Source organism: Streptomyces flaveus, assembly GCF_014647675.1.
GTDB classification, from domain to species: Bacteria; Actinomycetota; Actinomycetes; order Streptomycetales; family Streptomycetaceae; genus Streptomyces; species Streptomyces flaveus.
In genome coordinates, this window is the sequence record NZ_BMPQ01000004.1 from 286278 (window position 1) to 305471 (window position 19194).

Sequence of the window (19194 nt, forward strand, 5' to 3'; positions counted from 1 at the left end):
TCGGGGCGGGGGTCAGGGCTTCCAGGGGCCGATGCGGTCCAGGCGGCGGCGCTGCTGGCGTGCGGTGGGCACGTCGAGGCCCTGGTCGCGTGCGGTGAGACGGTCGGCGACAGCGGTGCGGTGTTCGACGGGCTTGTGGTCGTCGTACTTGAACTTGGCCTGTACGTCGGCGACTTCGAGGCGCAGGCCGCGGATGCCGGGCAGCATCCGGCCGTAGGGCGGCCGGCCGACGGCGACGGGGGCGTGGTCACCGTCGGGCTGGAAGTGGGCGAGTTGGCGGCGCAGCAGCTCGGCCTTGGCCTCGGGGTCGTCGACGATATGGGCGCGGCAGGTGAACTGGACGGCTGTGTAGTAGCTGGTGGGCACGCCGTCGGTGGGCGGAGTGTTGGCTTGGGCGCGCCAGGGGCCGGGGACGAAGGCGTAGTCACCGAGGACGGTGAAGAGGACGTTCGGGTCGCGCTCGATCGCCTTCCAGACCGGGTTGGGGCGGGCGAGGTGGACCAGGAGATGGTCGCCGTCGCTGGTGAAGTGGGTGGGCACGGCGACGGGCGGGTGGCCGGGCAGGCCGTTGACGCTGAGCTGTCCGAAGTCGTGGCCTTCGGCGATCCAGGCTTGCCATTCGGCTTCGTCGAGGCTGGCGTCCCAGGGCTGGATGAGCATGCTGGTTCCTAAGAATGTTGGCGGTGGGGCTATGGGGCTCAGGTCAGGGCGAGGAGGCTGACGGCGACGGCGGCGGTGCCCAGGCCGACGAGCTGGCCGCGGTGGATGCGCTCGGCGAGTACGCCGCGGGCGAGCAGGACCGTGCCGGCCGGATAGAGGGCGACGATCACGGCGACGACGGCGAGGTCCCCGCTGCGGGCGGCGAGCAGGAACAGCAGGTTCGCCACTGAGTCCAGCACACCCGCGGCCGCGGACATCGCGTACGCGGGCCGCTCCGAGCCCAGCCTGCGGTACATGACCCCTGCCGCGGCCAGGGTGATGGCCGAGGAGACCGCCCGGCCCACGATCAGCGGCGCCACGCCGCTGTCGGACGGCGTCTGGTGCAGGAAGACCAGCTGGAGGGCGATGGCGGCGCCCGCGCCGAAGGCCAGCAGCAGCGCCGTACGGGAGGGGCGCGCCGACCCGGCGCCGTGTCCGGCGCTGACCAGTACGACCGCCACCAGCGCGAGCGGCAGACCCACCACTCCGGCGACGGCCAGGTGCTCGCCCTGCAACAGGCCCACCCCGACGGGTAGCGCCGCGGACACCAGCGCGGTCACGGGCGACAGCACGTTCATCGGACCGATCGCCAGCGTGCGGTAGAGCAGGACGAACGCGGCGGCGGAGGCGACCCCGGACGCGGCACCCCAGCCGAAGGCGCCGACGCTGAACGAGGCGCCGAGCACCGGCCACAGCAGCAGCTCGACCACGAGAGACGCCGGGGCCGCGATCATCACCGTACGCAGCACATGAGCCTTACGGGCGCCGAGACCGCCGAGGAAGTCGGCGCATCCGTAGGCGAGTGAGCTGCCCAGGGCCAGCAGCAGAGCGATCACAGCACATCCCTTACTATTCATTCGAACGACCGCACCGTACAACGCAACGACCGGTCCGTGTCAACCGAACGACCGCGCGGTGCATTGAAGTGGTCAGTGGCGAGGATGGAGATCAGATGGCCGAGACAGCCGCAGCCCTGCGGACGGTCGCGCACAACGTCCGGGCGGCCCGCACCCGGGCGGGCCTGTCCCTGGAGGAACTCAGCCGACGCTCCCAGGTCAGCAAGGGAGCCCTGGTGGCCCTGGAGAAAGCCCAGGGCAACCCCAACCTGGCCACCCTGGTCCGGCTGGCCGACACCCTCGGCATCTCGGTGTCCGACCTGATGCAGGGACCGCCCGAAGGCCGCGTCCGCGTCGTGGCCGCGGACGCCGTGGCACCGCTGTGGACCGGAGAACGGGGGAGTGAGGCCCGGCTCATGCTGACGACCTCAGGCCCGGCCCCCGTCGAGGTCTGGCGCTGGCGACTGGAACCGGACGAGGAATACCCCAGCCACCCCCACCAGGCCGGCGTCGTGGAAACCGTCAGCGTCACCACCGGCCGGATGACCCTGATCGTCGACGGCACCGAACACGCCCTGGAAGCCGGACAGACCGCCACCTTCGACGGCGACAGCCCTCACACCTACCGCGGCTCCGGCACCGAAACCTGCAGCCTGATCATGACGGTCCACCTGCCGCCCGGTCCCGCTTCCACAACCTGACCTGACCCCCGCCATGGCTGATCGATGGTCACCCCGCGCCCGATGCCCGCGTCGTGGTCCTATGGAGCAAACCTCTCAGCCCTCGGAGCCAACAGGCCCCCGGGGGGCCGTAGTTGGGTGAGATGTCCCGGGCCGGGCTCACCACGCGCCCGGGAACCCCGCGCACTCGCCCGCACGTTCCCCGCAACACATGCGCACCTCAGCCAAGCCATACATGGAGGAGCCGGATACATGGTGACCCGCATACTCGTCATCGGCGGCGGGATCGCCGGCACGACGACGGCCCTGGCCCTGCACAAGGCCGGCTTCGACGTCTCCGTGTACGAGGCCCACCCCGACTCGGCCGAGGACATCGGCGCCTTCCTCACGCTCGCGAGCAACGGCATGCGAGCCCTCGCGCAGATCGACGCCTCCGCCGCGGTCACCGCGGCCGGTTTCCCGCTGACCTCGATGCGCGTCCTCGACGGCGCGGGCACCGAAGTCGCACAGAGGCCGCTCGGCGAGGCCGACAACCCCGTCCTGCGGTTCCGGTGCCTGCGTCGCGGCGAACTCAACGCCGCACTGCAGGCCGAGGCCGCCCGCCGGGGCATCAGCATCCGGCACGGCGCCTCGCTGGCGTCCGTTCAGGACGGCCCCGACCGCGTCACCGCACACTTCACCGACGGCAGCACCACGACCGGCGACCTGCTCATCGGCGCCGACGGCCTGAACTCCACCGTCCGCCGGACGATCGCCCCTGCCTCACAACCGCGCTACGCGGGCGAGTGCGTGTTCTACGGCTACACCGCCGGCGCCACTCCGGCCGAGGTGGCCGACGACGAGCGCATCACCATGGTGCGCGGCAGCGCTGCCGCCTTCGGCTACGCGGTGTCGCCGGACGGGGAGACGTACTGGTTCGCGCGTGTGGCCGGAGAAGCCCTGGCAGCCGACGAGATCGCACACGGCACACCTGGCCAGTGGCGCGACCTGCTGCTGCCGCTGCTGCGCGAAGACGCCACCCCGGCCGCTGACATCGTCGCCGCCACCACCGGCGACATCCTGGTCACCAACGCCACCGAGATGCCGCCCGGCGCGCCCTGGTACTCGGGACGGACGCTGGTCATCGGCGACGCCGCCCACGCGGCCTCCCCGGCAACCGGGCAAGGGGCCTCGATGGCGATGGAGGACGCCGTCATCCTCGCCAAAGCCCTGCGCGACACCCCCGACACCGACACCGCGCTGTCCGTCTACGAGACGCTCCGCCGCCCACGCGTGGAACACAACACCACCGTCAGCGGAAACATCTCCCGCGGCGTCCACGCACCGTCCCGCACCGGTCAAGCGCCTGCGTCCCGGCCGGCGGACGAGGAACTTGCCCGGCTGCTGGAGTGGAACTCCACCATAGGAATCAATGTCTGAGGCTGCCCCCGCCAGGGTCGAACCGCCCTCCCGGCGGACCGCCTAGCTCGAATCCCGCTCCGCAGCCTCCGCTTCCTCGGCCACGCGCTTGATGGTCGCCAACCGCCTGTCCCAGTCGGCCGCCAGCGTCGCCATCCACCGCGCCGTCGCGTCCAGTGCCGCGGGCCGCACCACGTAGCGCATCTCGCGTCCGACCCGGCTCCCGGACACCAGCCCGGCGGCATCCAGGACGGCGAGGTGTTTGACCACCGCCTGGCGCGAGACGGGGAGTTGGGCGGCGAGCGTCGTCGCGGTGGCCTCGCCCTGGGCCGCCAACTGATCGAGGAGCTGACGCCGCGTCGGGTCGGCCAGCGCAGCGAGGACGCTGTCGACCGGCCCGACGGTGCCGCGAGACTCCTCCGTCATGCGGATGGCTGTTCGGCGCGCGTCTTGAGCGCGTCGAGCTCCAGGGGCCAACCCTCGCTGTGGTCCTTGAAGTTCTGGCTGCGCAGCTCCTCGGAGCCGGCCAGCGCCGCGAACCCGCTCTCCACCACGCGCAGCCGTGTCTGCTCGCCCTCCTGAGTCAACGTGAACTCGACGAGGGTGCTGTTGTCCTCGCGCAGCTCTTCGCCCGGGAACGCGCTGGTCCAGCGGTACGCCAGATACGTCGGAGGCTGAACCTTCTCCACTCGCACCGGGAAGTCCCCGTGCTCGGCGTTCTTCGCCACCATCGACTCTCCTTCCCTGGCCACCGTGCCGGGCAGGCTCGCCTTGTCGGCCACCCAGAACCCGGGCTGGGCCACCAGCGTCCAGACCCGCTCCAGGGGTGCCGCGATCAGGGTTTCGCGCTCGATCCGGTCCTCGCTCATGACATGACTCCTTCGCCGTCATTCGTCCTTGTCATCCACTGCCGTCCTTGGTGCAACCCCAGAGTTGCACATCGCTCCCTCCATGTGCAACCCCAGAGTTGCGCTAAGCGTTACCGCTCACCACTAATTCCGGAGGCATGTTGTACGGCGTGACGACCTGGATCGGCGACGGCAGCGCGGGAGCCGTATCGGCAGGCAGGGCCCCCTGACCTCGCATGATGACCCGGCAGGCGCGGCGCATGTCCTGGCGCAGGTCGTGGTGGAGTACGGCGGACAGCCGCCCCGCCCGCAGCAGCCACGCGTTGTCGTGGTCCAGGTCGTGGGCGATGAAGACCTCGCACGACCGCTTCAAGGCGTCGAACGCGTCGAGCGTGGCGACGTTGCCGCCCCCGATCGAGTAGACCGCCTTGATGCCGGGGTCGTCCCGGAGTGCGGCCAGCACCAGGTCGTACTGGGTGACGTCCAGGCCGTCGCTGTCGGTGACCTCGACCAGGCGTCGTACGGGGTGCTGGGCGCGTATCGCCGCGCGGAAACCCATCTCGCGCTCCTCCTCGCCCCGGAAGAAACCCCGGCTGACGGTGGTCAGAACGTGCCCCGGCCGGTCGCCCAGCCACTGGCCCAGGAGATACGCGGCGGTGGCGCCCGCCGCCCGGTTGTCGATGCCGACGTAGGCGAGCCGCCCACTGGCAGGCAGATCGGTCACCAGCGTCACGACCGAAATGCCGACGGCCACCAACCGGTCGACGGCGGCGGCGACTTCGGGTACATCCGGGGCCTTGAGGATGACGCCCTGCGAACCGCGCCTGGCGATCCGGTCCAGGATGCCGACCAGCTCCCCGACCGGGCCCCTCTCACGGAAGTGGAAGCGGGAGCGCAGCACCGCCGGGTGCAGGGACGGCAGCTCGGCCTCCAGCGCAGCGCGTACGGCGGTGGTGAAGCGCTCCGGTGCCTGCATCACTATGTCGATCATGAAGGTACGGCCGACGAGCCGGACCTGGGTGCGCTGCCGGTCCAGGTCGGCAATCGCCCGGTGCACCTCCTGCGCGGTGCTCTCCCGCACGCCGCCCCGGCCGTTGAGGACCCGGTCGACCGTGGCTTCGCTCAGGCCCGCCTGACGTGCGATCTCCCGAACAGGGAAGGGGTGGCCCATGCGCCGGCTCCTTGAGGGGTTTTTGATGGGTTCCTGCTGGTTGTTCGAGGGGTTTGTAATGACAAGAATGACAGCGCTCCACCGCTCCGTGCCCTGAAGGGACGACGATGACCGTCACCTCCGTACACCCCCGTCCCTGGCTGTCCGAGCAGGACTGCGACCTGGACTCCTTCCGTGCGCTCGTCGAGCAGGAGACCGACCCCACCGACTACCCGCAGGCCTCCGCCATCGTGCGCAACGTGCCGGTCTACGACGCCGACCAGGTCGAGGCCGACCGCGAGTTCCAGGCCGAGCTGGTGCACGCGCTCGCCGAGGGCCCGGGCATCGTCGTCTTCCGGGGCGCCTTCGCTGACCCTGAGGTCGTCGACCGGGCCACCGCCGTCTTCGACGCCCTGATCGCCGAGCAGCGTGCCGCGGGCGCGACCGCGGGGGACCACTTCGCCAAGCCGGGCGCCAACGACCGGGTGTGGAACGCGCTGGAGAAGGCGGCCCTGTACGACGCGGAGGCGTTCGCCGACTACTACGCCAACGACGTCCTCGCCCTGGTGTCCTCGGCCTGGCTCGGCCCCGGCTACCAGGTCACCTCCCAGATCAACGTGGTCAACCCGGGCGGCGCCGCCCAGACCGTGCACCGCGACTACCACCTCGGCTTCCTCTCCAACGAGACCGCGGCCGCCTACCCGGCGCACGTCCACCGCCTCTCACCCGTACTGACCCTCCAGGGCGCGGTCGCCCACTGCGACATGCCCGTCGAGTCCGGCCCGACGATGTACCTGCCGCATTCACAGAAGTACGAGCCCGGCTACCTGGCCTGGCGACTGCCCGAATTCCGGGCCTACTTCGAGGCGCGTCACGTCCAGCTCCCCCTCGCCAAGGGCGACGCGGTGTTCTTCAACCCCGCCCTCTTCCACGCCGCCGGGTACAACCGGTCCGCGGACATCCGCCGCATGGCGAACCTGCTCCAGATCTCCTCGGCCTTCGGGCGGGCCATGGAGACCGTCGACTGTGAGGCCATCGCGAACGCCGTCTACCCGGTGCTGCTGAAGCGCAAGGCCGAGGGCGTACGCCAGGAGTGGCTGGACACGGTGATCGCGGCCAGTGCCGAGGGCTACCCCTTCCCGACGAACCTGGACTCCGACCCGCCCGTCGACGGACTGGCCCCGCCCTCCCAGGCGGACCTCGTCCGGCGCGCCCTCCGCGAGGACTGGACCCCGGAACACCTGCGGGACGCACTGCGGGCCGCCACCGAGCGCCGCGAGAGCTGAGGAACGAGAGAGCACATGGGACTTCTTGAGGACAAGGTCGTCCTCGTCAACGGCGGCACCCAGGGCGTCGGCGCGGCCGTCGCCCGGGCCGCCGCCCGCGAGGGCGCGACCGTGGCCGTCACGGGGCGCCGCCCCGAACTCGGCGAGGCACTGGCCACCGAACTGACCGAGGCCGGGACCAAGGCCATGTACGTACGGGCCGACCTCGCCGACGCGCAGCAGGCGCGGGGGAGTGCGGCCCGGGTGATCGAGGCGTACGGTCGGATCGACTGCCTGGTCAACTCCGCCGGACTCACCTCCCGCGGAACACTGCTCGACACCACGCCCGAGCTGTTCGACGCGCACATCGCGATCAACCTCAAGGGCCCGTTCTTCGCCATGCAGGCCGCCGTCGCCGACATGCTGGCGCGCAAGGCGCCCGGCACGATCGTCAACATCATCACTTCGTCCGAGCACGGCGGACAGCCCTTCCTCGCCCCGTACGTCGCCGCCAAGGCCGGACTCGCAGGGCTGACGCGCAACGCCGCGCACGCCCACCGCTGGGACCGGATCCGGATCAACGGCCTGAACATCGGCTGGACCGCGACCGAGGGCGAGGACGCCACCCAGCGCACCTTCCACGGCGCGGGCGACGACTGGCGCGAACAGGCCGCGCAGAAGCTGCCGATGGGCAAGCTCGGCCGGCCCGACGAGATCGCCGACTTCGTGGTCCTGCTGCTCTCCGACCGCAGCGGTGTCGTCACCGGCTCGGTCATCGACTGGGACCAGAACGTCCTCGGCGGACTCGACTGAGCCGCGCGACACACACGTACGGATCACCACTGACACGTACGACGCACAAGGAAACAAGGAGCCCCTGAACCATGCGTATCGGCATCCTCGGCCTCGGCCGCATCGGCGCGTTCCACGCCGAGACCCTCTCCCGGCTCGACGTGGTCGAGTCCCTCGTCGTCGCGGACCCGTTCGCGGATGCCGTCACGGCGGCCGTCGAGCGCTTCGGCGCCGAAGCGGTCGGCTCGCCGGAGGCGGTGCTGGCCGCCGGCGTGGACGGCGTGGTGATCGCCGCCGCGACCGACGCCCATCCCGGACTGATCCGGGCCGCCGTCGAGGCGGGAGTGCCGGTCTTCTGCGAGAAGCCCGTCGCCCGCGCGATGAAGGAGGGCGTCGAGGTCCTGAACGCCGTGCGGGACAGCGGCGTCGAGATCCAGATCGGCTACAACCGGCGATTCGACGCCGGCTTCGTGGCCGCCCGTGCCGCCGTCCAGAGCGGCGAACTCGGCCCGCTGCACACCGTACGGTCCACCACCCTGGACCCGGCGCCGCCGCCGGCCACGTACATCGCCGCCTCCGGAGGCATCTTCCGCGACTGCTCCGTGCACGACTTCGACATCATCCGCTGGGTCACCGGCCGCGAGGTGACCGAGGTGTACGCCGTCGGCGGCAACCGGGGCGCCGACTACATCAAGGAGGCGGGCGACGCCGACACCACCGGCGCGATCCTCACCCTCGACGACGGCACGATCGCGGTGGTGTCCAACTCCCGCCACAACGCCCGCGGTTACGACGTCCGCATGGAGATCCACGGCTTCCAGGACTCCATCGCGGTCGGCCTGGAGGACAAGCTGCCGCTGCGCTCCGTGGAGCCAGGCGTCACGTTCCCCGCCGGGACGCCGCACGACTTCTTCATGGACCGCTTCACCGACGCCTACCGCGCCGAACTCGACGCGTTCACCGAGGTCGTCGCCGGCCGGCGAACCTCGCCGTGCACGGTGGCCGACGCGCTCGAGGCAGGCTGGATCGCCGAGGCCTGCACGCTGTCGCTGCACGAGCACCGGCCGGTGACGATCACCGAGGTCCGCGCCGGATGAGAGCTCTCGCCTGTGTCCCGGGTGCCTCGGGCACCCGGGACACAGGCGAGTGAACATCGCACCTCCGGCGTCCGTTTACGGGCATGTGGTCTCTCCGTACGACCATGAGAGCCGCCCATGCCCGACCGATCGAGGAGCGACGACCATGCAGGAGTTACCCGACACCGCCGGCCCCCGGAGCGTGGTCGTCATCGGTGCCGGACCGGGCGGTCTGGCGGCCGCCCGTGAACTGGAGCGTGCCGGGCACCGGGTGACCGTCCTGGAGGAGCAGGACGCGGTGGCCGGGAAGTGCCAGAGCGTTCACGTCGACGGCCGGGCGTACGACCTCGGCGGCCACATATGCACCAGCCAGTACGCGCGGGTCGCGGAGTTGGTGACCGAGCTGGACGTGGAGACGGAACGCACCGCCCGCTACCGGGTTATCGGCGGTCTCGACGTCGCCGCACGCGCCCCGGGCCGCCAGTCCATGGCCTTCCTGCTCGACGGCGCCCTCCCGCGCTACCAGGCGCTGCGCGAGCGGGAGTTCCCGCGCATCGCCGAACCCGGGCTCGCCCACTCCGCGCGGGCGCTCGCCGCCCCCGTCACCGAGTGGCTCGCCGAGCACGGCCTGCAGTCCATGGCCGAGTCGTTCGGCACCGGATACACGGCGGCCGGATACGGCTATCTCGACGACGTGCCCGCGCTGTACTTCGTGAAGTACGCGGAGATGACCGGTCTTTTGTCCTCCCACAGACCCGAACTGCTCGGGTACGCAGGCGATTTCACCGTCGTGGGCGGATTCGCCACGCTGTGGCGCCGGGTCGCCGACGAGCTGAAGGACGTACGGTGCGCCGTGCGCGTGGAGTCGGTCGAGCGGCACGCGGGCGGAGTGCGGGTCGGTACCGACTCCGGCCCGGTGGAGGCGGACGACCTGGTGCTCGCCGTCGGCCTGGACCGGATTCTGCCGGTCCTGGACGCCACCGAGGAGGAGCGCGACCTCGCCGCGCGGATCCGCAGCAACGCCTACCACACCACCCTCGCCTCCGCGTCCGGCCTGCCGGAGAACGCCTTCTACTTCCTCGACCGCCACACCGCCACCCGCGAGGCGAAGGGCCACTGCGTCTCGTACCACCACCGTTACCCGGGCAGCGATGTGCGCACCTTCTACTCCTACGGCCGCCCCGAGGACGTCCCCGCGCTGCTGCGGGACGACGTCGAGGCGCTCGGCGGGCGGCTGGGGGAGGTGCATCTGCGGCGCGAGTGGGTGTTCATGCCGCACTTCGGCAGCGACGACCTCGCCGGCGGCGCCCTGGACCGCCTCGACGCGCTGCAGGGCCGGGCCCGCACCTACTACGCCGGCGGCCTGCCCGCCTTCGAACTGGTCGAGTGCGCCGTGTCCCACGCCCAGGACCTCGCCCGCCGGCACTTCCCGCCTGTGGACGGCGCCGAGGGCGCTTGAAACCCGCAGGCCGGCAGCCCTTGCGGGCTGCCGGCCTGCGGCACTCTGCTGAACCCTCTCAGGCGCCGCAGGAGCGGAGGAACTTCCGGGTGCGTGTGGCGATGGGCAGCGGCTTGTCCGGCTCGCACGGGTACATGTCCTGCTCGACGATCGCGAACAGTTCCACACCGAGGTTCTGCGCGGCGACCAGCACCGGCTCCAACTCCGGTACGCCGGACGGGGGTTCGCACATCACGCCGCGCTGGACCGCGGGGCCGAACGGGACCTCGTTCTTGACGACGTCGGCGAGGATCTCCGGGTCGACCTGCTTGAGGTGGAGATAGCCGATGCGCTCGCCGTACGTCTCGATCAGCTTGACGTTGTCGCCTCCGCAGTAGGCGTAGTGGCCGGTGTCCAGGCAGAGGCTGACCAGAGCGCTGTCGGTGGAGTCGAGGAAGCGCTCGACGTGTTCCTCGGTGTCGATGTGGGTGTCGGCGTGCGGGTGCACGACGATGTCGAGACCGAAGCGCTCCTTCACCTCGTGTCCGAGCCGTTCCATGCCCTTGGTGAGATTCGCCCACTGCCGGACGGTCAGCTCGGGCGGCTCGATCAGCTCGGCGGTCTTGTCGTCCCGCCAGAACGACGGGATGACCACCAGGTGCTTCGCGCCCATGGCCCGGGTCAGTTCGGCGACCTGGCTGACGTGCTCCCAGGTGGAGTCCCAGACGTCGGGGCCGCGGTGCAGCGCGGTGAAGACCGTGCCGGCCGACACCTTGAGGTCGCGCTTGTTCACCTCGTCGGTGAGCCTGGCCGGGTCGGTCGGCAGATAGCCGTACGGGCCGAGCTCGATCCAGGGGTAACCGGCCTCGGAGACCTCGTCCAGGAAGCGTTCCCAGGGCACCTGAAGGGGATCGTCGGGGAACCACACGCCCCATGAGTCGGGAGCCGAGCCGACGCGGATGCGGTCCAGGGGGTTGGTCACGATGCGGTTCCTTCGGACGTCACTACGGGGGCTTTGAGGTCCTGCTCCTCGGGGAGCTCTTCCACATCGACGCCGCGGACTTCCGCCAACTCGTGCTTGAGCGCGGCCAGTTCGGCACCGCCTGCCATGTGGTTGGTGAGCTCTTCCAGGCTGACCTGGCTGCGGTCGGCGGACAGCTCCATGGTGCCAAGGCGCAGCACGCTGAAGTAGTCGCCGACCATGTAGGCGTGGTGCGGGTTGTGGGTGATGAAGATGACGCCGAGTCCGCGGTCGCGGGCGGCGGCGATGTACTTCAGCACCACGCCGGACTGCTTGACGCCGAGCGCGGCGGTCGGCTCGTCCAGGATGAGGACACGGGCGCCGAAGTAGACGGCGCGGGCGATGGCCACCGACTGGCGCTGGCCGCCGGAGAGCGTGCCGATGGGCTGCTCGAGGTCGTCCAGGACGATGCCCATGGCGCGCAGTTCCTCGTCCGCGGTCTTCTTCATCCGGGCGATGTCGAGCCGGCGGACCGGCCAGGGGCCGCTGGTCATCTCGGAGCCGAGGAAGAAGTTCCGCCACACCGGCATCAGCGGGACGACGGCGAGGTCCTGGTAGACGGTGGCGATGCCCTTGTCGAGGGCCTCGCGCGGAGTGCTGAAGCGCACCGGTTCGCCGTCGACGAGGAACTCGCCCTCGGTGTGCTGGTGCAGCCCGGAGATGATTTTGATCAGTGTGGACTTGCCGGCGCCGTTGTCGCCGAGGACGCAGGTCACCCTGCCGGGTTGCACGGAGAGGGTCACACCGTGCAGGGCGCGGATGTTGCCGTAGGACTTGCCCGCGCCGCGCAGTTCGACGATCGGCTTCTCGTCCTGGGGGGCGGCGTCCTTGACGAGGGCCCCGTTGGCCGTGGATCCGTTGCTTGTCATGGGATCAGATCACCTCCGGGTGGCCGCGTTGCGGACCCACAGATTGACGAGGGTGGCGCCGAGCAGCATCACGCCCAGGAAGGCCATGAACCAGTCGGGGTTCCAGCCGGCGTACACGATGCCCTGCTGCACCATGCCGAACATGAAGGCACCGAAGACCGGGCCGATCGCGGAGCCGTAGCCGCCGGTCAGCAGACAGCCGCCGATCACCGCCGCGGCGATGTAGATCAGCTCCTGACCGACGCCCTCGCCGGACTGCACGGTGTTGAAGGAGAACAGCTGGTGCATACCGACGAACCAGGCACCGAAGCCCACACCCATGAAGAGCGCGATCTTGGTGAAGGTCACCGGCACGCCGACCGCGCGGGCGCTGAACTTGTTGCCGCCGACCGCGAAGGTCCAGTTGCCGAACTTGGTGCGCAGCAGCAGCCAGGTGGCGATCGCCGCGAAGACCAGCCAGTAGAAGACGGTTATCTTCACCCCCACCCCACCGATGGTGAAGGTCGAGGCGAACACCGACTTGGCCCCCTCGAAGCCGTCCATGTCGCTGATGTCGTTCGTCGCGACGTTGCCGGTGACCAGCTTGGTGACCGCGAGGTTGACGCCCTGCAGGATCAGGAAGGTGCCCAGGGTGATAAGGAAGCTCGGCAGTCCGGTTTTCACCAGCAGCCAGCCGTTGAACGCGCCGATCGCCAGCGAGACGATCAGGGCGACGATGACGCCCACCCAGACGTTCATCGTCAGCTGGTAACTGACCATGCTCGCGGTGAGCGCCGAGGTGAGTACGGCGACACCGGCCGACAGGTCGAACTCGCCGCCGATCATCAGCAGCGCCACCGGCAGAGCCATCAGGCCGATGGTCGAGGACTGATAGAGGATCGTGGCCATGGAGCCGGCCTCACGGACCGGCGGCGCCGCGATCAGGAAGAAGACGAAGACCGCGACGGCTCCGAGGAAGACACCGACTTCGGGCCGGGCGAGCAGCCGCAGCCACATGGGGCGCTCGGAGGTCCGGCCGTCGGTTTCCTTCTTCGGGCCGGAGGCCGGCGGTGCGGACACCGCCGGCGCAGCCTGCTGGGTCATGGGGATCACCGAGTACCCTTCGCGGCGAACTTCGCTATGGCCTCGACGTTGGACTTGTCCACGAAGGCCGGGCCGGTGAGGACCGGAGCCTCGCCGCCGCCGCTGTAGTTTCCGTTGTTCTTGTAGAGCCACAGAGTGTCGACCGCGAGGTATCCCTGCAGGTAGGGCTGCTGGTCGACGGCGAACTCGATGTCGCCCTTCTCGATGGCCCCGGTCAGGTCCTTGTTGAGGTCGAAGGTGGCGACCTTGGCCTTGCTGCCCGCCTCGGACACCGACTGCACGGCCGTCAGCGCGTACGGGGCGCCGAGCGTGACCACCTCGTCGATGGAGGTGTCCTGCTTGAGCTTGGCGTTGATGGTCGACTTCACGGACGGCATGTCGGTGCCGTTGACGTAGAGGTTCTCCGTCTTGCCCTTGAAGGTCTTCTTCACACCCGCGCAGCGCGCCTCGAGCCCGACGTGGCCCTGTTCCTGGACCACGCAGACGGCGTTCTTGGCGCCAGTCTCGTTGAGCCTGTTGCCGAGGGCCTCGCCGGCGATGCCCTCATCCTGACCGAAGTACGACAGGAGGCCCATGCTCTTCCAGTCGTCCACACCGGAGTTGAGGCCGACGACGGGGATGCCGGCCTTCTCGGCCTTGGTCACCGCTTCCTTCATGGCGTCCGGCTTGGCCAGCGTGACCGCGATGCCGTCGACCTTCTGGTCGATCGCGTTCTGCACGAGGTTGGCCTGGTCGGCCGCGTTGGGGCTGCTGGAGTAGATCAGCTTGACGTTGTCCTTGGCGGCAGCTGCCTCTGCGCCCTTGCGGACGATGTCCCAGAAGGTGTCGCCGGGGGCCTGGTGGGTGACCAGGGCGACGGTCATGCGGGGAGTGCTGGCCTTGCCCGCGGCGAGGTTCTCGCCGCTCTCCTCGGCTTCCTTGCCCCCGGAGCTGCTGGAGCAGCCGGTGACGATCAGTGCTGTCGCGGCGGCTGCGGCCACCAGGACGGGGAGTCTACGGGAGCGGGGGCGAGACGTACGGTCCATCTTTCCGGCACCTCACTGTGCTGCGGGGAAATAGGGAGCGGGCGAGGGCGACGGGCCGGGCATACGCCCGCACCCTGGGAGCCCGTGCGCAAAACATACGCCGGGCCACGTGCCGAGAAACTTTCGGCTGCACTTGTTGGGACGGGATGTAAGCCCCTGATGAGGCGCCGTGTCAATACTTTGTTAAGACATCATTTCACGAGCACGTGAGAATGTCAGTACAAACTATTGACAGGGTCCCGTCCGCCGACTTACACCTGAGGGCATCCACCGAGCGAGGAGCGACGCATGACCGAGTCCTTCGACCTGATCACCATGGGCCGTATCGGCGTCGACCTCTATCCCCTCCAGGCCGGCGTCCCCCTCACGGACGTCGAGACCTTCGGGAAGTTTCTCGGCGGTTCCGCGGCGAACGTCGCGGTGGCCGCCGCGCGCCTGGGCCGGAGAACCGCGATCATCACCCGCACCGGCAAGGACCCCTTCGGCACGTATCTGCACCAGGCGCTGGGGGAGTTCGGGGTCGACGACCGCTTTGTCACCCCGGTCGACGCGTACCCGACGCCCGTAACTTTTTGCGAGATCTTTCCCCCCGACGACTTCCCGCTGTACTTCTACCGGCAGCCCAAGGCACCGGACCTGGAGATCCGCACCGAGGAGCTCGACTTCTTCGCCATCCGCTCGGCCAAGATCTTCTGGATCACCGGGACGGGCCTGAGCGAGGAGCCCAGCCGCTCGGCCACGCTCGCCGCCCTCAAGGCGCGCGACAAGGCGGGCACCACCGTCTTCGACCTCGACTGGCGCCCCATGTTCTGGAAGAACCCGGCCGAGGCCCGCCCGTACTACGCCGAAGCCCTGCGCCACGTCACGGTCGCCGTCGGCAACCTCGACGAGTGCGAGGTCGCCACCGGCGTGCGCGAACCGCACGCCTGCGCCGAGGCCCTGATCGAGGCGGGTGTGGAACTGGCGGTGGTCAAGCAGGGCCCCAAGGGTGTCCTCGCCGTCCACCGGGACGGCAGCACCGCCGAGGTGCCACCGGTGCCCGTGGAGGTGGTCAACGGACTCGGCGCGGGCGACGCCTTCGGCGGTTCGCTCTGCCACGGGCTGCTCGCCGGCTGGGAGCTGGAGAAGACCATGCGGTACGCCAACGCGGCCGGAGCCATCGTCGCCTCCCGCCTCGCCTGCTCCTCCGCGATGCCGACCACCACCGAGGTCGAGGAACTCGTCGCTTCCCGCGGCTGACCCCGACTCGCCTCCCGAGGCTGACCCCACGCCCCCCTGAACGGAGCCAACCCTTGAGCCTCACCATCCCCGACCTCGTCGGAGTGCGCGCCCGGCACCCGGAGGCCATCGCCGAAGCGGCCGCCCGCCGCAGCCGCCGCCCGCTCATCGGCGACAGCGGACGCCTCATGATCGTGGCCGCCGACCACCCGGCCCGCGGCGCCCTCGGTGTCGGCGACCGACGCCTGGCCATGGCCAACCGCGCCGATCTGCTGGAGCGGCTGTGCATCGCGCTGTCCCGGCCCGGCGTGGACGGGGTGCTCGCCACCGCCGACATCCTGGATGACCTGCTGCTCCTCGGCGCCCTGGAGAACAAGGTCGTCATGGGCTCGATGAACCGCGGCGGGCTCGCCGGGGCGTCCTTCGAGATGGACGACCGCTTCACCGGACACCGCCCCGAGGACATCGCCCGGCTGAACTTCGACGCGGGCAAGCTGCTGCTGCGCATCGACTACGACGACCCCGGCTCGCTGACCACCCTGGAGTCCACCGCGCGGGCCATCGACGCCATGGCCGAGCGTCAACTCCCGTTGTTCGTCGAGCCGTTCATCTCCCGCCGGGTCGACGGGGCGGTACGCAACGACCTGTCCGCCGAGGCCGTCACCCGCTCCATAGCGATCGCCTCGGGCCTCGGCGGCACCTCCGCCTACACCTGGCTGAAGCTGCCGGTCACCAGCGACCCGGACGACATGGCCGCCGCCCTGGAGACCTCGACCCTGCCCGCCGTGCTGCTGGGCGGCGAGGTCGGCAAGGACCAGGAGGGCGCGTACGAGAGGTGGCGCAAGGCGCTGCGGCTGCCCACCGTGCAGGGCATGGTTGTCGGCCGTTCCCTGCTCTACCCCGCGGAGGGCAGCGTCGAGACCGCCGTGGACACCGCGGTCGGGCTGCTGTGAGCCAGACACCGAGGAACCACGCGATGACCGGACCAGGAGGAGCCGACCGATGACCAAGCACCACCTGCCCCTGGGGAAGGCCACGAGCGAGCAGTACGCCGTCGACGTCACCCCCGAGAGCGCCGGCTGGGGCTACTCCAGTCTGCGGGTGCTCGAGCTGCCGCCCGGCGGCACCCACCACTTCACGGCCGGGGACAGCGAGTGGATCGTGCTGTCGCTCAGCGGCGGCGCCGCCGTCGCCGTCACCGACGACTTCGGCGGTGAGACCTACGAACTGCACGGCCGCGCCGACGTGTTCAGCGGCCCCAGCGACTTCGTGTACGTCCCGCGCGACGCGACCGCGAGCCTCACCTCCCCGGCGGGCGGACGCTTCGCGCTCACCGGCGCCCGCTGCACCCGCCGCCTGCCCGCCCGCTACGAGCCCGCCTCCTCCGTCCCCGTCGAACTGCGCGGCAGCGGCAACTGCTCGCGCAAGGTCCACAACTTCGGCGCGGCCGGCGTCTTCGAGTGCGACAAGCTCATCGCCGTCGAGGTGATCACCCCCGGCGGCAACTGGTCCTCGTACCCGCCGCACAAGCACGATGCGAACCGCCCCGGCGAGGAGTCCGAGCTGGAGGAGATCTACTACTTCGAGTTCGCCGACCACGAGGGCACGCCCGGCCTCGGCTATCAGCGGGTCTCGCCGTCAGGTCACGGCCACGGCACGGACGTACTGGCGGAGGTGCGCGGCGGCGACGTCGTACTGATCCCGGACGGCTGGCACGGTCCCTCCATGGCGGTGCCAGGGCACGACATGTACTACCTGAACGTCATGGCGGGCCCCGGCGCCGAGCGCGCCTGGCTGATCTGCGACCACCCCGACCACGCCTGGATCCGCGACACCTGGCCGAGCCAGCCCGTCGACCCCAGACTCACCAGCACTCAGTCCCAGTGAGGTATCGATGAGCTCCACCCGCCGCCTGACCGTCGCTCAGGCGCTCGTGCGCTTCCTCGCCGCGCAGTACACCGAACGCGACGGCGCCCGGCACCGCCTCATCGCCGGCACCTGGGGGATCTTCGGGCACGGCAACGTCGCCGGGATCGGTCAGGCGCTGCTTGAGGCCCAAGAGGAGACCATGCCGTTCCACCAGGGCCGCAACGAGCAGTCCATGGTGCACGCGGCGGTCGGCTACGCCCGCCAGCTCAACCGGCTCTCCGCACAGGCCGTGACCACCTCCATCGGGCCCGGCGCCACGAACCTGGTCACCGGTGCGGCCCTCGCCACCGTCAACCGGCTCCCGGTGCTGCTGCTGCCCGGCGACTACTTCGCCACCCGCACCGCCGACCCACTGCTCCAGCAGCTCGAACACCCCGTCTCGGCGGACGTGTCCGTCAACGACACCCTGCGCCCGGTCTCCCGCTACTTCGACCGGATCCACCGCCCCGAGGCCCTGATCCCCTCCGCCCTGAACGCCATGCGCGTACTCGCCGACCCCGTCGAGACCGGCGCCGTCACCCTTGCCCTGCCGCAGGACGTGCAGGCCGAGGCGTACGACTGGCCCGAGGAGTTCTTCGCCGACCGGATCTGGCAGGTGCGCCGCCCCGCGCCCGAACCGGCCGAAGTCGCCGAGGCCGTGCATGCGATCCGGGCCGCCGAACGGCCGCTGATCGTCGCGGGCGGCGGCGTTCACCACAGCGAGGCCGAGGACGCGCTGAAGGCGCTGGTGGACGCCACCGGCATCCCCGTCGCCTCCACCCAGGCCGGCAAGGGCTCGCTGCGCCACGATCACCCCGCCGACCTCGGCGGCATCGGCCACACCGGCACCGCGGTCTGCGACGACATCGCGCGCACCGCCGACCTGGTCATCGGCGTCGGCACCCGCTACACCGACTTCACCACCGCTTCCGCCACGCTCTTCCAGAACCCCGACGTCCGCTTCCTCAACCTCAACGTCACCGCCTTCGACGCCCACAAGCTGAGCGCGCGCACCCTGGTCGCCGACGCCCGCGCAGGGCTCGACGCACTCACCGAGGCGCTGTCCGGCCACCGTGTGGACGCGGCGTACGAGGCCGAGTACCGCGCGGGCAAGGAGCGCTGGGAGCAGGTCGTGGACGCCGTCTACCGGGCGGACGACGAGAACCAGGTCCCCACCCAGACGCAGGTGCTCGGCGCCCTGGACTCCGTGGTCGGTGACGACGACGTGGTCATCAACGCGGCGGGCTCGCTCCCCGGCGACCTGCACAAGCTGTGGCGGGCCCGTTCCCCGCGCCAGTACCACCTGGAGTACGGCTACTCCTGCATGGGCTACGAGATCCCGGCGGGCATCGGCGTCCAGCAGGCGGCGCCCTCAACTCCCGTATGGTCCCTGGTCGGTGACGGCACGTACCTGATGATGCCGACCGAGATCGTCACCGCCGTCCAGGAGGGCCTGCCAGTCAATCTGGTCCTCATCCAGAACCACGGTTACGCCTCCATCGGGGGCCTCTCCGAGGAGACCGGCGGCGAGCGGTTCGGCACCGCCTACCGCTACCGGGCGGCCGACGGCACCTTCAGCGGCGCGCCCCTGCCCGTGGACCTCGCCGCCAACGCGGCCAGCCTCGGCATGGACGTCATCCGCGCCAAGACCGTCCGCGAACTGCGCGACGCCCTGGCCACCGCCCGCGCCTCGGACCGCCCGACCTGCGTGTACGTCGAGACGGACCCCACGCCCACCGCCCCCGCGGCCCAGGCCTGGTGGGACGTACCGGTCGCCGAGGTCGCCTCCCGCGAAGCCGCGAACCGGGCCCGCGAGACCTACGACCAGCACGTGCAGGGACGCCGCCGGCACCTCTGAACCCCCTCGCCCGACCCCCCCCCGCTCACG

19 protein-coding genes are annotated in these 19194 nt (G+C 70.4%); 10 read left to right on the top strand and 9 right to left on the bottom strand.

Annotated features, from left to right (window positions below; all coding sequences use genetic code 11):
* Window positions 1–12 precede the first annotated feature (12 nt).
* Window positions 13–660, bottom strand: a complete 648-nt coding sequence (locus tag IEZ21_RS10690; RefSeq protein WP_189321635.1) for an FMN-binding negative transcriptional regulator — start codon at window positions 658–660, stop codon at window positions 13–15.
* A gap of 38 nt (window positions 661–698) precedes the next feature.
* A complete protein-coding gene (locus IEZ21_RS10695; RefSeq protein ID WP_189321636.1) occupies window positions 699–1535 on the bottom strand; it encodes an EamA family transporter in 837 nt (278 codons plus the stop codon).
* A gap of 116 nt (window positions 1536–1651) precedes the next feature.
* On the opposite strand from IEZ21_RS10695, the gene IEZ21_RS10700 reads away from it, so the two are divergent.
* Window positions 1652–2236, top strand: a complete 585-nt coding sequence (locus IEZ21_RS10700) for a helix-turn-helix domain-containing protein (protein ID WP_189321637.1) — start codon at window positions 1652–1654, stop codon at window positions 2234–2236.
* Between the two features lie 234 nt (window positions 2237–2470).
* Complete coding sequence (locus tag IEZ21_RS10705; protein ID WP_189321834.1) at window positions 2471–3634, top strand: FAD-dependent oxidoreductase; 1164 nt, start codon at window positions 2471–2473, stop codon at window positions 3632–3634.
* Between the two features lie 42 nt (window positions 3635–3676).
* Here the strand turns inward: IEZ21_RS10705 and IEZ21_RS10710 are convergent, their stop codons facing one another.
* From IEZ21_RS10710 to IEZ21_RS10720, 3 genes are all read right to left on the bottom strand, one after another.
* Window positions 3677–4039, bottom strand: coding sequence for an ArsR/SmtB family transcription factor (locus tag IEZ21_RS10710; protein WP_189321638.1), 363 nt, complete (start codon window positions 4037–4039; stop codon window positions 3677–3679).
* Window positions 4036–4482, bottom strand: a complete 447-nt coding sequence (locus IEZ21_RS10715; RefSeq protein ID WP_033328993.1) for an SRPBCC domain-containing protein — start codon at window positions 4480–4482, stop codon at window positions 4036–4038. The genes IEZ21_RS10710 and IEZ21_RS10715 overlap by 4 nt, the downstream gene beginning before the upstream one ends.
* A gap of 103 nt (window positions 4483–4585) precedes the next feature.
* Window positions 4586–5632, bottom strand: a complete 1047-nt coding sequence (locus IEZ21_RS10720) for a LacI family DNA-binding transcriptional regulator (protein WP_189321639.1) — start codon at window positions 5630–5632, stop codon at window positions 4586–4588.
* A 107-nt stretch (window positions 5633–5739) separates the two neighbouring features.
* Between IEZ21_RS10720 and IEZ21_RS10725 the strand changes: the two genes are divergently transcribed.
* The 4 genes from IEZ21_RS10725 to IEZ21_RS10740 all read left to right on the top strand — a co-directional run bounded on the left by IEZ21_RS10725 (window position 5740) and on the right by IEZ21_RS10740 (window position 10203).
* Window positions 5740–6897, top strand: coding sequence for a phytanoyl-CoA dioxygenase family protein (locus tag IEZ21_RS10725; protein WP_189321640.1), 1158 nt, complete (start codon window positions 5740–5742; stop codon window positions 6895–6897).
* Window positions 6898–6912: 15 nt separating this feature from the next.
* Window positions 6913–7689 (top strand): SDR family oxidoreductase, encoded by a 777-nt coding sequence (locus IEZ21_RS10730; protein ID WP_189321641.1) that lies wholly within the window; start codon window positions 6913–6915, stop codon window positions 7687–7689.
* 71 nt (window positions 7690–7760) lie between these two features.
* Window positions 7761–8765, top strand: coding sequence for a Gfo/Idh/MocA family protein (locus tag IEZ21_RS10735; protein WP_189321642.1), 1005 nt, complete (start codon window positions 7761–7763; stop codon window positions 8763–8765).
* A gap of 145 nt (window positions 8766–8910) precedes the next feature.
* On the top strand, window positions 8911–10203 hold the full coding sequence (locus tag IEZ21_RS10740) for an FAD-dependent oxidoreductase (RefSeq protein ID WP_189321643.1): 1293 nt from the start codon (window positions 8911–8913) through the stop codon (window positions 10201–10203).
* 58 nt (window positions 10204–10261) lie between these two features.
* Here the strand turns inward: IEZ21_RS10740 and IEZ21_RS10745 are convergent, their stop codons facing one another.
* From IEZ21_RS10745 to IEZ21_RS10760, 4 genes are read right to left on the bottom strand one after another with little or no spacing between them, the layout of a single operon-like run.
* A complete protein-coding gene (locus tag IEZ21_RS10745) occupies window positions 10262–11164 on the bottom strand; it encodes a sugar phosphate isomerase/epimerase family protein (RefSeq protein WP_189321644.1) in 903 nt (300 codons plus the stop codon).
* The gene (locus IEZ21_RS10750; protein ID WP_189321645.1) at window positions 11161–12072 is read right to left on the bottom strand and encodes an ATP-binding cassette domain-containing protein; all 912 of its coding nucleotides are present in this window, start codon (window positions 12070–12072) and stop codon (window positions 11161–11163) included. Before IEZ21_RS10750 ends, IEZ21_RS10745 begins: the two co-directional genes overlap by 4 nt.
* Before the next feature lie 9 nt (window positions 12073–12081).
* Window positions 12082–13161, bottom strand: coding sequence for an ABC transporter permease (locus IEZ21_RS10755; protein ID WP_189321835.1), 1080 nt, complete (start codon window positions 13159–13161; stop codon window positions 12082–12084).
* Window positions 13161–14180 (bottom strand): sugar ABC transporter substrate-binding protein, encoded by a 1020-nt coding sequence (locus IEZ21_RS10760; RefSeq protein ID WP_033319362.1) that lies wholly within the window; start codon window positions 14178–14180, stop codon window positions 13161–13163. The genes IEZ21_RS10755 and IEZ21_RS10760 overlap by 1 nt, the downstream gene beginning before the upstream one ends.
* Window positions 14181–14468: 288 nt before the next feature.
* Here IEZ21_RS10760 and iolC point away from each other — a divergent pair, with 288 nt between their 5' ends.
* The 4 genes from iolC to iolD are packed head-to-tail and all read left to right on the top strand — an operon-like array spanning window position 14469 to window position 19164.
* Window positions 14469–15419: a 5-dehydro-2-deoxygluconokinase gene (iolC, locus tag IEZ21_RS10765; protein WP_189321646.1), complete on the top strand. Its 951-nt coding sequence runs from the start codon at window positions 14469–14471 to the stop codon at window positions 15417–15419.
* A 53-nt stretch (window positions 15420–15472) separates the two neighbouring features.
* Window positions 15473–16351 carry a Cgl0159 family (beta/alpha)8-fold protein gene (locus IEZ21_RS10770; protein ID WP_033319360.1) on the top strand — a complete coding sequence of 293 codons (879 nt, stop codon included), beginning with the start codon at window positions 15473–15475 and terminating at the stop codon, window positions 16349–16351.
* A 49-nt stretch (window positions 16352–16400) separates the two neighbouring features.
* Window positions 16401–17285, top strand: coding sequence for a 5-deoxy-glucuronate isomerase (gene iolB, locus IEZ21_RS10775; RefSeq protein ID WP_189321647.1), 885 nt, complete (start codon window positions 16401–16403; stop codon window positions 17283–17285).
* A gap of 7 nt (window positions 17286–17292) precedes the next feature.
* Window positions 17293–19164, top strand: coding sequence for a 3D-(3,5/4)-trihydroxycyclohexane-1,2-dione acylhydrolase (decyclizing) (gene iolD, locus IEZ21_RS10780; RefSeq protein WP_189321648.1), 1872 nt, complete (start codon window positions 17293–17295; stop codon window positions 19162–19164).
* Window positions 19165–19194 lie beyond the last annotated feature (30 nt).